Origin of the sequence: Shewanella frigidimarina, assembly GCF_003797125.1 — a bacterium.
Taxonomy (GTDB): domain Bacteria; phylum Pseudomonadota; class Gammaproteobacteria; order Enterobacterales; family Shewanellaceae; genus Shewanella; species Shewanella frigidimarina.
On the sequence record NZ_RKKE01000001.1, the window covers coordinates 938,720 to 952,904 of the forward strand.

Consider the following 14,185-nt stretch of genomic DNA (forward strand, 5'->3'; position numbering starts at 1 on the left):
TGCTTGGGCACTAGAGTGCTAAATCCTAGACCTTAGGTATGAGTCTTTAGATTCTAGGCTTCAGGCATAAGGTTCCAGCTAGCCTTTATCTATTTAGCACAGGCGGCTATCGCTATTTTTTCGCCTGCTTTCGATACTGGCTTGGGGTTATATTTTTGCAGCGCTTAAAGCTATGGCTAAAATTGGCCCCATCACTAAAACCAAGGCGTTCGGCTATTTCATCAAGTTGCATCGGCGTTAATAATAACGCTTCGGCTATGCCAAAACGCACATCGTCACGCACCTGGCGCCAACTGGTTTGTTCTAGTGTTAGTTGACGATGCAAAGTGCGAGTCGTTCGAGCTAAATGCTGGGCGATATCTTCCATTGATGCTGTTAAGCCTAAGTGTACTAAGGTGTCTTTTACCAACTTAGCAACAGGTTTCCAGTTTTGCTTTTGTTGCAGTAGCTGGTTGCATTGCGCCTCACATAATCTGACGGTGGCTTCATTGGCTTTTAATAATGGCAGATCTAATAGCGGTGCTAATCCAGTAAAACCGTTATAACTAGCATTGAATTGGATCTCAGCACCCAGTTTTTGCTTTATATCTTCGAGTGACAAGCCTGCGGGCTGAGGCGACGTAAACTGCAATTTTATCGGTAAGTCGTTACTTTCAAATACTTCTCGTTGGATCATCGCAGCGCCCAACATGTCTCTAACTAACACCAGTTCACCTAACTCACCAGGAATGTCGCATGAGAACCTTAGAGATAAATCATCTTTAAGCTCAGTTAATGTTATCTGTGAAAAAACATAGGTTAAATCTAGATAACGTAAGCCTAATTCAATCGCCTTTCTCGCAGTACTGCTCGCCAATAGAGCATAACCCATGATGCCATAACTGGTCAGGTGATAACGGCAACCTAACTCCATTCCAACCTTGAATGGGCATGAAGTATTGAGCATGAGGTTATTTAACACCTGTAATTCTTGTTTTTCTTCAACCAATTGCTCGTGATCGGTTAATTGGGCGCCCACCAAACCAGACCCTTGCAGCAACCGCTCTTGCTCAATTCCCTGCTCAATGCCATAGAACACAATTATTTGCACACTGGTAATGCTGCGAAATGTCATAACTTAAGGCTGCCATGTCTTAAAATCACAAATATACGTCCCTTTAGCGCGTAGATCAATGAACAATAGTTTCCTATGCTGGATAGATAATACAATTTATTAACAACTGTTGAATGATCCGCTATTGAGAAATTAATGCTCAACGTAACAAGTAAAAATAGAGATGGCTAACAACAAAAGCTAATCAAAACAACCAAGCTCGTTGACAAATAACCATAATAATAGAGGGCGTCATGACCCAAGTTAAACGAAATCCTACTGTGGTGATCATTGGTGCAGGTATGACGGGCATCTTAATGGACATTAAACTGCGCCAAGCTGGTATCACCGATATTCTAGTACTGGAGAAAAAAGACTGCGTGGGCGGAACGTGGCGAGAAAATACCTACCCTGGAGCTGCCTGCGATGTACCCGCTCACATGTATACCTATTCATTTGAACCTAATCCAAATTGGAGCCGCTTTTTTGCCCATGGACCAGAGATTAAACAATACTTTGAGCACGTAGCAGATAAATATGATGTTAAACGAGACATTCGCTTTAACGAAGCCGTTACCGATGCACAATATGCCAATGGCAAATGGACGGTAAAAACCAGCCAACAGCAAACCTACGTCGCTGATTTTATTGTGTGCGCCACCGGCATTTTGCATCATCCACAATTTCCAGACATTCCTGGATTAGCCGATTTTAAAGGCTCTGTATTTCATACCGCCCAATGGAATCACAATGTCGACATATCCGCCTCTACCCGTGTTGGAGTTATCGGTACTGGGTCAACGGCCGCACAGGCCATACCCGAATTGATTAAAACCGGTGCTAAGGTTTCAGTTTTTCAGCGCACACCACAATGGCTAATGCATCTGCCCGATTTTACTTTTTCAAAAACCAGCCGAAAGTTAATGGCTCGCTTTCCCATCATCACCAAAATTCATCGCAATATGGGCAAGTTTTTTCTAGAACATTTTTTTACCAAAGCAGTCACGGGGCACTTTATCCAAAAGCATGCGTTAAATTTTTTGTGTAAAGCCAACTTACGATTAAGCATTAAAGACAAAACCTTACGCGAAAAGCTACGACCTCATTATCAAGTGGGCTGCAAACGGGTCATTATCAACACCACCTTTTATAAAGGCATTCAAAAACCCAATGCTGAGTTAATAACAGAAGGCATTGAGCGCATAACTGAAACAGGCATTATCACTAAAGACGGTAAACACCATGAGCTAGACGTATTGGTGTTATCGACAGGTTTTAATGCATTTAATTTTATGCGCCCCATGAATCTCATTGGGCGTAACAATTTGCACATTGATAAAGCCTGGGCTAATAAAATCAAAGCCTATCGTTCAATGTTACTCAGCGACTATCCTAACTTTTTTTTAATGCTCGGCCCCAACACACCTATTGGTAACTTCTCCGTTATCGCCATGAGCGAGGTTCAAACTGACTACGTTATTAAACTGATCGATAAATGGCGTGAGCATGAATTTGATGAGTTTGAAGCCAAGCAACAAGCCATTGACGACTTTAATGCCTACGTAAAGGAAGGGTTAAAGGGCACTAGCTGGGTTGGAGGATGCCAAAGTTGGTATTTAGATGCCGATGGCGACCCAATTTTATGGCCCTACACTTGGCAGCGATGGGTTGATGAAATGAAACAGCCGCAGATGGAACACCTTAATACCCGATCATTTTAGTTGGCTTATCCACCTTTTCACCCTTACATATCCACCCGTATTGATTCACTCGTGCTGATTGACTCATACTAGAAACAACCAGGTTTATGATGAATAAAAACACTATATTTATTACCGGCGCAGCTTCTGGCATTGGCTTAGCGACGGCAAAACACTTTCACAAAAAGGGCTATTGGGTCGGTATGGCCGACATCAATTTGGCGCAATTAACACAAGCCACCGAAATATGGGACAGAACTCGAGTACGGTTGTTTCAGCTAGATGTCAGTGATTTCTCACAAGTACAACACGCCATGGCTAAATTTTGTTCGGAACATAATAACTGCTTGGCTATATTAGTTAATAATGCCGGCATATTGGAAATAGGCCCCTTTGAAGACATCCCTATCGAACATCATCAGCGCACATTAAGTGTCAATGTCATCGGGGTCATGAATCTGTGTCATGCTGCATGGCCATATTTAAAAAATTCCGGCACAAGTACTATTATCAACATGTCATCAGCCAGTAGCGATTATGGTGTACCAGAATTAGCCAGCTATTCGGCCAGTAAGTTTGCCGTAAAAGCACTGACCGAGGCGCTGGAACTTGAGTGGAAAAAATACGGCATCAGTGTATGCGATGTCATGCCGCCCTTTGTGGCAACCAATATGCTTAAGGCACAGAAAAACAGCGCCAAAGTCATGCAACGACTCGGCGTGAATATCACTGCTGAACACGTAGTCGCTGTGATTGATAAACAAGTGAAACAGCCTAAAACCCATAGAACAGTCAGTGTTTTTTATGGCCTATTGCATAGATTAAGTAACGTATCACCGGCATTTATCAATCGCCTAGCGATGAAGTGGCTAAGTCGATAAAACATCCGGTTCTAATCAGTTAACAATAATAAAAGGCCATAGAAATGGATAACGTGAATAAGCCAACACCATTGTCACAAGACAAATCATCAACTGACAAGCCATCACTAAACGAACCACTGCAAGGCGAGCCGCTACAAGGCAAACGTCTACAAGCGCCCAAGCTTGAAGCGAAACAATTAATGGTTGCCAAGTGGTTATCATTAGCGCCGCTATACAAGTTGCCAGTCACATTATTCAGATATGTATTTCTAGCGATGGACCGAGTACTGGGGCTGACTAAAATTGAAATGGATAAGGTGATTAATTTAACGGTCCCGGTGAGTACTGGCACTCCTCTTTTGGGCACTATTCCTTTGAACGAACATAGCGCCAGCGATAGCAGCCATACCATCGCCAACAGAATAAAGCTTCGCATCTACCATCCCAGCGCCACCAAACCTCAAAAAACCTTAGTGTACTTTCACGGTGGCGGCGGCGTTATTGGCAGTATTAACACTCACGATCACTTTTGCCGCTATCTGGCTAAACATGGCAACATGAACATTATCTCAGTCGGTTATCGATTGGCCCCAGAACATAAATTCCCCATCCCGATTTGTGATGCCATCGAAGCGTGGAACTATATCAACACCAACCATCAACAACTTAATATTAATCCACAACACATAGGCGTAGGTGGTGACAGCGCTGGAGGGTATTTAGCGTGTATCATCGGTTTACATTCACTGCAAACATCACTACCAGTACAGGCAAAAGTAACACCCGCATTTCAGTTTTTAATCTACCCAATGGTAGATTTACAAGGCTTAACCGAGTCTTATCGCCGTTTCAATAAACAGTTAATACTCACCCGCGATTTAATGGATTATTTCAGGTTAAAATATTTACACTCTCTCGACGAAGTTACTCTGCCATTAGTGAGTCCACTACAAGCAAAAGACATCAGCGAATCACCAAAAAGTTACATCTTAACCCTAGGTTACGATCCATTAAGGGATGATGGCATTGCATATGCGCAGCGCCTAAAAGCGGCAGGCATCAACACCCAACACCAGCATTTTGATGATTGCATGCATGGCTTTATTTCAATCACAAAACTCAGCGCGCGCGCCAAACAAGCCACTCATAACATAGCAATGGGATTAAACAGCTTTAATGAATGATCGTTATAGGTAACTGACAGCAGAACCGACTCTAGAAACCACCAACAGATGATAAAGTTTACTCAGACGCCATGTATTACAGGCTAACAAGCCAACTTATGCTAAAATGCGCCGATCAGCTTTATGAATGTGCAATTCTCATTTGTTTGACTGAGCGTAGTGACCCCTACCGTGATTAACTAATGAGGATACACCAATGAGTAAGTTAAATGCCGAAGAGCGTAAAGCTCGAGATAACGATCGTTTTTCAAAACGAGTGGATGAACGCAGAGTAAAAGGCGAAGATGTCGTTGCGTATGCACTTGCCAATGAAAAAGCGTTTAAGTTTCTGACCAAAGATGAGAAACACAGCCTTAAAGAAAGACAAGCGGCACTAGTAGAAGAAGTCAGCATTAAAAAACAGCAACAAGTTGAGCTTAAAAATCAGCAAGAATTAGACAAGGTTCAAGCTGAATTTACTGATACCGCACAGTAAAACCCCATCAACAGCCATTGTTAATGATGATGGCTGACCACATTCAAATACTTATTTTTATAAATTCTAGTCTATAAAAATCGGTATTTGAAAGCTGGTGAAGCTCCACAGGCATGCGACTAAATTGAATCCACTCACTCCAATTCGACTTTCGCAATTTAATGGTTCATGTTTAAAAGTATTCGTCCGAACCACTTATTTATAATCTAAAGATCAACGTTTCATTCCGGCTTATAAGCATTATCGCTTAAAAACCTTAGTGAATAGCAGCTAAAAACTTAACCACTAAATCTCTCGTTTCGTACACACAAATAAGGCATTGCCAGATGCTAAATCCCAAGGGATGATTTTGTCGTAATCGTGTTCAAATATTTGAATATCGAAATACGGGCTTAACAATGCTTCAAGTTCAGTAAAGCTAGTGGCGACCATCGCATGCGAATCTTGCCATAACTGCGTCGCATCAAACTGGGTTTTGCCAATGCTTAGATTGAGCGATTGCATCTCACCTTCACCGCTGTAATGCCAACCCGATTCAAACACAAACTGACTATCTTCAAATTCGGCACTGTGTCTCACTAACGCCTTGTTATTGATTTTATGTTTATCAACGGTGTTAAAACAAAACAAGCCGCCGGTATTTAATGCCTTATGCACACTGGCAATACAGGCTTTAAGTGCCTCGATACCTTGTGAGTAGTGAATGGAGTACAAAAAGCAGGTAATAAGATCGAGTTTTTCTTCTACATAAAACTCAGTCATATTTTGCAAACTAAACTGCGCTTCAGGACAACGACGCATAGCTATATCGAGCATGGGTTGATTGATATCGAGACCACTGCTTTGAAACCCTAAATCGATAAAATGCCTTACATGAGGCCCCGTTCCACAGGCTAAATCTAAATGCTGTTTACCACTGTTACCCAAAAACTGATGCAAGCGCACGATGCTATTGCTTTGCTGCTGGTAATTAATGTCACAGCACATTAAATCGTAATAACCGGATAAATCGGTATAGAGGGCATTGGTAGACATAAAAAGGGATCAGCGACATAGGCAAATTTAGGGTGGCGCATCATATATCAAATTGCACAATGGAGGAATAAGGAGTGAGAAATAAGCAATGAGACATGATAAATAGCTAACGACTAAAATCTAGCGAGTCTTCTCTCGCAAAAATGCTAGAAATACCCCCTATACCGTTAAGTCACAAAGCATTTTTTTTAATCATCAATTAATCAGGATGTTGTACTAAACAGTTTGGAATATCATTTATCCTACACATCCCATAAAAAGTGTACTTACATACACTTTTTGTAATGCCAAACCGTAAACCAGCCATAAAGTGTAGCGTTGTATACTATTTACCCATTCAGATATTAAAAAGCCCCGATACTGTTAAGTATCGGGGCTTTTTAAAATAGTGTTGAAGCAACGCAGTTATTGCCGCGTTAAGTCAGATGAAACGTTAAAGCAGACCCACTTACTCTCTCAACTGACTCCCTCACTTACTCTCTCGCTAATCACAGATGGCGATCGCGCTAAAATGACTAACGTACCCATCGCATCAGCTCATTCGCATCTATTACCGCAAGCTGTCTTTCAGTTAGGCTTCCAGCTGAATCAAAGAGGAATAGTTCAGTTACTCGTGCGTTATGCTTGGCGATAAACGCATCGCCCTCAGGCGTTGCTGTTCTAGCAAGCAGAAAGTACACGTTATCACCAAGATGAGACCGAGCTTCATTCATCTGCTCAGTCTGGGTAATACTTGAAACAAGGTTAGGATCATAGACAAATACTACCGCAGGTTTGCCCGTACCAATTTGTTCAAGATTAGACGTAAACCCCTTGGGCATCAGCATTAGCAATAGCCCAAACAGCAATACTATGGATGCTATGACACTTATCGCAACCCAAGGCATTTTACGAGGCGCGTTGGTAGGTTTATCCATAATGATAGATCTCTCTTTTAAGTGTTGAAATACATACCCAAGCAAAACAGTATAATCAATAAACCTGAGGCTTAGATTAAAAACGTCTGGGATGAATAGACAATAGATGATTTAGACGGCAATAACGTTTACTCTGCCCTCACTAAATATCGACCACTAAGAACATAATGCAATACACTGTGCATTATGCAAAGTGTACAGGCAACACATCATCACGTGTGCCACTGCATGTCGGCGCAATTAACGTTCATTTTGTTATTGTTTTAGAATGAGTGACTTGAGTTATTTCTACGTATTTTATCTGAAGGATTAATTTTTAATGGAAAAAGTGTTTGAAAGATTGATGTATGCATCGCGCTGGATCATGGCGCCGATTTATTTGGGATTAAGCCTAATCTTATTCGCCTTAGGCATAAAGTTCTTTCAAGAGATCTTTCATATTATCCCCAATATTTTCTCGATAAAAGAAGTTGATTTGGTGCTAATCACCCTATCGTTAATCGACATCACTTTAGTCGGTGGCCTACTCATCATGGTGATGTTTTCAGGTTACGAAAACTTCGTATCACAGCTTGATGTGGGCGAAAACAGCGAGAAACTCAACTGGCTTGGCAAGATGGACGCAGGCTCGCTAAAAAATAAAGTAGCAGCGTCTATAGTCGCGATTTCGTCTATTCACCTACTTAAAGTCTTTATGAATGCCGAAAATATCGCGAACGACAAAATCATGTGGTATTTGCTCATCCACATCACCTTTGTATTATCGGCCTTCGCCATGGGATATTTGGATAAAATTACTAGGAAGTAACCATCCATCTCCAAATAAAAAGCCCTGATACATAACAGCATCAGGGCTTTTTATTTACTATCGATTAGTACCACACTTTAGGATCAGCGTTATGATTCTGCGCTGCATCAATACTAATCCCCAGACCATTAAGAATTTTGAACACTGTCGAAATATAAACATCATTGCCTTTCTCAACACGGATTAAGGTCTTTTTGGTCACGCCACACAGCATCGCCGCCACATCTTGAGTCAATGCCGCATTGTTTCTGGTTTCTTTAATGAGTAAACCCAAGGATTGTTGATTGAGTGCAGGTGTCATCACGTTAGTCCAAAGTGTACTTTGTTACACTTTACTGTAATTTCCCCTGTCAAGATCAACAACAGTGTAGTTAAGTACACTTTTTAATTATCTAAGTTGCCAAATGAGTTATAAGTGTAGGTTGTTACACTATCGAATCGATTACGCCATACTTTTAAAATTAACACTGGCTTTTTCATCAGCATCATAGATATTATGAGCTTGATTATTATCAAGTTATGAATGGATGCTGTTGGTAAATGATTCTTAAAACTAAAACACTACAAATGACCAAAACGCCGCAAACGATTGCCGGTCAAAAACAAGAACAGGATGTAGCCTTCTTCTTACGCCGCGCATTTAAAGACAACCCTGAAGTACTGGTTATCAACGACTTCAAATTCAGCTTTAATGATGAAACGGCTCAAATTGATCACTTGATCGTATACACCTATGGCTTCGTGCTCATTGAATCAAAAAGCATAAAAGGTCACGTTAAAGTGAACAACCAAGGCGAGTGGACACGCAACTATAACAGTCAATGGTCAGGTATGTCTTCGCCCATCAAGCAAGTTGAGCTGCAACAAGCCTTATTGAAAGAAATGCTCATGCATCATAGGAATGACATATTAAGTAAGTTACTGGGTATAAAGCAGCAAGGCTTCAATGGACGTTGTTGGCACTATTTATGTGCGGTATCCAGTAATGCTGTGATCGACAGAAAACCCATGCCCAAAGAGATTTCGGACAAACTGTATAAAACTGAATTTTTGGTCGACGAACTCAAAAATATCATGAATCTTAAACACAAACTGATCCGCTTGGTCAGCGTCACCGACACTCGACCAGACTTTAGCCAACGGGAACTCGATTCAATCGGCCAATTTCTTATTAGCCAACATATCGACTCAAATACTCAGCAAGCTAATAATGCTCCGGTGGGACTAAAGCAAACCCAACCAAGACCATATGCACCAAAGCTTAAGCCAGAACTTGAACTAACGTTAGAGCCAGCATCTGCGGCCACTCATCATCTAGCTCAATCTACTGCCGCAATACTTGCATCAGTAGCGGTTGTCGCATTAACGCCAGACCAACACCCGATACTAAGCTGTAAACATTGTGGCGAATCAGCACAATACACACCCATGTATGGCAAGTTCGGTTATTACATCAACTGCAACCAATGCAGCAAAAATACATCGATGAAATTACCATGCCCACAATGCCAGAGTAAAAATACCAAAGTCACTAAGCGCAAAGAAACCTACACCTTGAATTGTGTGGATTGCGGGTTTGAAAAGCAGATAATTTAGATGGTAGAAAGTTAACTCAGAGCCTTAGAGATCCCATTTACCATAGGAACTGGCACAAATATGATCGAAAATAGTGTAGAAAGAACCCTTTGGTTTAAACATAAAGATGGACCTAAAGAGCTCAAAGAAACTGAGTTAAGAAATCTTACAGAACCTTTGATTATTTTAGGTGATGCTGGGATGGGAAAGTCTGTTTTGCTTGAACGACTTAGTGAGCATGCTGAGTATCAATTTTGCACCGCCAGGCAGCTCATTCGCCGTAATAAACCATGCACTATCCTTGGTAATGCTCGTGTTCTTGTCATAGATGCCTTAGATGAAGTTAGCTCTCAAAAAGCTGGTGCAGCAGTAGACTCCGTGCTTCAGAAACTTCAAGAGCTAGACTATCCAGCTTTTATCTTGTCATGTCGAATCGAAGACTGGCAAAGTGCTACAGGTGTAGCATCTATTACTGAAGACTACTCAAAGAAGCCAATAGAGCTTCACTTAATGCCTTTTAGTGATAACGACATCCAGAACTTTTTATCTCTATCATTAGGGGATATACAATCCAAGGCCGTCATTCAACATTTTAATTCTCGTGGTTTAAATCAATTACTGGGAAATCCTCAAACACTTGGGTTAATTTCTAAAGTAGCTAAAAAAGGTGATTTACCCAATAGTAAAAGTGAACTATTTGAGCGAGCTATTGATGTACTCTGGTGTGAGCATAATGACATTAAAGCTCAAACTCAGCTTGATAAAGAAACAACGATAAACGCTTCAGGAGCGGCCTTTGCTAGTTTAATTTTGACTGGTAACGAGACTTTAACTCGTAAGGCTGCTGCCAATGTTGAAGAAGGCGAATTATCGTTTACAGATATACGCACACTACCCAATGCAGAAACTCTCAATGATGTTATTGCAACGCGGTTGTTTAAAAGTTGTGGAGTGGATAGATTTAGCTATCTACATCGCAGCATAGGTGAATACCTTGGAGCGAAATGGTTAGCTCAACATTCAAACTCAGGCACTAACAAAAGACGGTTTCTGTCGCTTTTTTATTGTGATGGTTTAGTACCAGCCAGTTTGAGAGGTATTCATGCTTGGTTAGCTCAAGACCATACACTAAAGCCTATTATTATCGAAAATGACCCAATGGGATTTATTGAATACGGTGATGCTGACGTACTTACTGTGAATCAAGCACGTATTCTTTTGACCGCTTTACAAAAGTTAGCGGATGAAAATTCTCATTTTCGAGATTGGAAAAGATATTCTGTTCGAGGATTAATCCATGATGAGCTTTTTGATGAATTAAAGCAGTTAGTCATCTCCCAAAAAACTCCATTTGCGTTGCGTAAGCTGTTACTTGAAGCATTCCTAAGCACTGAAATCAGCCTTCAATTAGCTGAAGATTTAGAAAAGATAACACTAGATAGAAAAGATACTTTTGCTATTAGAAGTACGGCATTAGAAGTTTTAATTGATAGCAAAGCCCAAACTAATATGCCAACTATATTAAATTCACTATACAAATATAATGATGCAGACTCATTACGTATAGTAATTGAGGCAATTGAGTACCTTGATTTCAATAATGTTGAAGACAAACTTATCGTAGATACCGTAATTGCTTATGCTGGTAGTAAAGAGCACGCTTTTGGAATCCTATATTCAATTCAGAGGAGTTTACCTGTAGACCGTATTGGCAACATTTTAGATTTACTTGCTAATACACTCACAAGTATAGGTAAGTGGCACGAGCGTTCAGGAGATCATGAACTTACTGACTTTACCCATCATCTAATCTTGAGAAAACTAAAAAATACAGAAGTTAAAGTTGAAAGAATTTGGACTTGGTTGAGTCCATTACATAGTTCACATGCGTACAATCGAGATAACCTAAAAGAACTCAATATAGTTATATCAGAGAATAAAAAACTAAAACTAGCAATTCAAAAATGGGTGTTACTTGACTCTCCGTCAACAAAATCTATTAGAGAACGAGCTTATAAACTTACAGATTCATTCCCCACTTTGGTTACTACAGAGCAAGATTTAATTTTACTTCTAAATACTTTGGATCAGCATGATGAAACTGAACAGCGTTGGAGAGATTTGATACAGCTCTGTTACCATGATGGTGAAGAGGGAAGTAAATTAAGACAAACAGCGCAAAAGTTTGCTCAGAATAAACAAGCCGCTATTGAATGGTTAACGAGCCTAGCTACGCCACTGGTCCCATTGTGGCAAATTGAACAAGAAGAACGCAGCACCAAATATAAAGAGGAAATAGCCAAAAAGCATGAAATTCATCGACAGCAGTATCAACCTCAGATTAGTCAAATGCAAGCTGGCAACTATCAAGAAATAGTCGAACCTGCTAAAGCATATTTAAAGCTATTTCGTGATATTGGACAAAAACTTCCTGCACATGAACGCATTGCAGAATGGCTTGGTGATGAATTAAGTGAAGCCGCTTTTGAGGGCTTTGAAGCATACTTAACTAAAAAACCTTTCTTTCCTTCATCCCATGAAATAATTAAAATTAGAGAAGATAGGAAACAATATAATGCTGAATACATCATTATCGTAGCTGTTGCAGAACGCGTAAGAAAACGGCTGGAACTTAAAGATCTACCCGATGATGTAATATTATCGGTATTATTTTCATTACGTCATCATTCTCATATCGAACAACTCGCTGGAATCAATGAACTTGGCTTAACAAAGTTCGTTGAACAAGAAATAGATACGCGTGGACTTTGGGAAGCTGCCACAAGACGTTTTTATGAACCACAACTTGAAGCTAATAAAGAAAGTATTTCAGGCTTTTATGAGCTTATGCGTGATGACAATAAAAAAAATGCCTGTAATCAATTAGCGCTTGAATGGCTACAACGGTTTAAGACTCTTCATGAAAATTCAGAAAATGAGTTAATTCAGAGGCTTGTTTACTCATATAAGTTTGATGAATTAAGAAGTTTACTTGATGAATATCTAGAACTTAAAAACAGAACTCATCGCCCCATTTGGGATGCGGTCTGTTTTATTGCTGATTTTGAAAATATCACTGAAAAGTTAGGCAACCAGATCGACTTGAAGCTTATTTGGCTGTTACGCAAATTAATACAAGGTCACTATAGACACAGTTCACCTTTAGATCTTAGTTTTGCCCAATGTGAATGGATAGTACAAAAATTTAGGGCTCTATGGCCTACTGCAGAGCTCCAAAATGAAGAAATGTACGGCTCTAATAATGCTTGGGATGCCAGTCAATTCATAAACTCCTTTATTGAACGTATAGGAAAATCTACAGATATAGAAGCAGTTAGAGTGATAAGACGATTACGAGAAGCACCAGAAGATAGCTACACATCGTGGATAAAAGTTATAGCTGCCGAACAGCATCGCCTTGTTGTTGAGGCTAACTATACGCCACCACCATTAGCTGCAATCAAGGCAATCACTTGCAATACTCTTCCTAAATCAATGGCAGATCTCCAAGCGTTAATTATTGAAGAGTTGGAAATCGTTCAAGCAAGAATTAAAAGTGACGATGTAGATAGCCGTTGTGTTTTCTATGATGATAAAAAACATGCTCACAAAGAAGAACGCTGTAGTAGCGCATTAATTGGATTACTTCGCCAAGGAGTGAGAGGTATTGAATATACTCCAGAGCAACACGTATCAAATGACAAAGAAGTTGATATAACTTGTTCAGTCGATCAACTAAGACTCCCTATTGAAGTTAAAGGACAGTGGCATAAAGATCTATGGCATGCAGCAGATACACAGCTAGATAGACTTTATACACAAGATTGGCGAGCTGAAGGTCGTGGCATTTATTTAGTACTTTGGTTTGGTCAAGATCAGCCATCGAATAAAAAATTAAAGACTCCCGGTAAAGGTAAAACTAAGCCTATATGTGCCAAAGAGTTACGAGTAATGCTCAAGGAAAATAACCTAGCAACTCAACAAGGACGTGTAGAAATCTTTGTTTTAGATCTTGAACCGTTGCCTAATAACCAATAACCAAAAGCCCCGATACTGTTAAGTATCGGGGCTTTCTTTATTCTTTTACAAGAAATTCAGCACTAAGCTTTTAGACTTGAGAACGACAATGTATATAGCGCAGGATAAATCGGGTTAGAACAAGGCGCTTTACCACGACGTTTAGTTTTTCATAAACGAGTGGTGAAGCAACGCAGTTATCACCGATTTAGACAAGCTAGATTACATCATGCTGCCTATTTAAAATCAAACTGTTGATTTTATGAAACTTAATACAAAGTCGTAATTCAGATACCCCTGATTATACCCGCAGTATATTTGATTGAGTAATTCACCTGAATTGCTAACCATTATTATCGTACCATTGCATCATGAAAATTGATTAGAAAAAGCAAGATTATGCAGATTAGATTTGGAACGGGTCGTTGCTACCATTAACTCGCTTTGAATATAACTTGTTAGACGTTATCCCCTAATCCCATGTCTTTGAATACAGTGTAGTTGAATGAAAATATTAC

The 14,185-nt window shown here is 40.1% G+C and carries 11 protein-coding genes; 7 read left to right on the top strand and 4 right to left on the bottom strand.

The window, feature by feature from the left end; translation table 11 throughout:
• Nucleotides 1-112: 112 nt before the first annotated feature.
• The gene (locus EGC86_RS04205; RefSeq protein ID WP_123776716.1) at nt 113-1,114 is read right to left on the bottom strand and encodes an AraC family transcriptional regulator; all 1,002 of its coding nucleotides are present in this window, start codon (nt 1,112-1,114) and stop codon (nt 113-115) included.
• A 233-nt stretch (nt 1,115-1,347) separates the two neighbouring features.
• Here EGC86_RS04205 and EGC86_RS04210 point away from each other — a divergent pair, with 233 nt between their 5' ends.
• From EGC86_RS04210 to EGC86_RS04225, 4 genes are all read left to right on the top strand, one after another.
• Nucleotides 1,348-2,814, top strand: a complete 1,467-nt coding sequence (locus tag EGC86_RS04210) for a flavin-containing monooxygenase (protein ID WP_123776717.1) — start codon at nt 1,348-1,350, stop codon at nt 2,812-2,814.
• Nucleotides 2,815-2,903: 89 nt separating this feature from the next.
• Nucleotides 2,904-3,674: an SDR family oxidoreductase gene (locus tag EGC86_RS04215; RefSeq protein WP_123776718.1), complete on the top strand. Its 771-nt coding sequence runs from the start codon at nt 2,904-2,906 to the stop codon at nt 3,672-3,674.
• Between the two features lie 44 nt (nt 3,675-3,718).
• On the top strand, nt 3,719-4,840 hold the full coding sequence (locus EGC86_RS04220) for an alpha/beta hydrolase (RefSeq protein WP_123776719.1): 1,122 nt from the start codon (nt 3,719-3,721) through the stop codon (nt 4,838-4,840).
• Between the two features lie 196 nt (nt 4,841-5,036).
• Entirely contained in the window at nt 5,037-5,315 is a 279-nt protein-coding gene (locus EGC86_RS04225; protein WP_011639067.1) for a hypothetical protein, read from the top strand.
• 285 nt (nt 5,316-5,600) lie between these two features.
• Here the strand turns inward: EGC86_RS04225 and EGC86_RS04230 are convergent, their stop codons facing one another.
• Entirely contained in the window at nt 5,601-6,350 is a 750-nt protein-coding gene (locus tag EGC86_RS04230) for a class I SAM-dependent DNA methyltransferase (RefSeq protein ID WP_011639068.1), read from the bottom strand.
• Nucleotides 6,351-6,865: 515 nt separating this feature from the next.
• Entirely contained in the window at nt 6,866-7,267 is a 402-nt protein-coding gene (locus EGC86_RS04235) for a hypothetical protein (protein WP_041413238.1), read from the bottom strand.
• A gap of 319 nt (nt 7,268-7,586) precedes the next feature.
• Here EGC86_RS04235 and EGC86_RS04240 point away from each other — a divergent pair, with 319 nt between their 5' ends.
• Nucleotides 7,587-8,075 (top strand): TIGR00645 family protein, encoded by a 489-nt coding sequence (locus EGC86_RS04240; protein WP_011639070.1) that lies wholly within the window; start codon nt 7,587-7,589, stop codon nt 8,073-8,075.
• Nucleotides 8,076-8,139: 64 nt separating this feature from the next.
• On the opposite strand, the gene EGC86_RS04245 is transcribed toward EGC86_RS04240, so the two are convergent.
• Nucleotides 8,140-8,376, bottom strand: coding sequence for a helix-turn-helix domain-containing protein (locus tag EGC86_RS04245; protein ID WP_011639071.1), 237 nt, complete (start codon nt 8,374-8,376; stop codon nt 8,140-8,142).
• Between the two features lie 239 nt (nt 8,377-8,615).
• Between EGC86_RS04245 and EGC86_RS04250 the strand changes: the two genes are divergently transcribed.
• Nucleotides 8,616-9,671, top strand: a complete 1,056-nt coding sequence (locus EGC86_RS04250; protein ID WP_123776720.1) for a nuclease-related domain-containing protein — start codon at nt 8,616-8,618, stop codon at nt 9,669-9,671.
• 60 nt (nt 9,672-9,731) lie between these two features.
• Nucleotides 9,732-13,688 (top strand): NACHT domain-containing protein, encoded by a 3,957-nt coding sequence (locus EGC86_RS04255; RefSeq protein WP_123776721.1) that lies wholly within the window; start codon nt 9,732-9,734, stop codon nt 13,686-13,688.
• Nucleotides 13,689-14,185 lie beyond the last annotated feature (497 nt).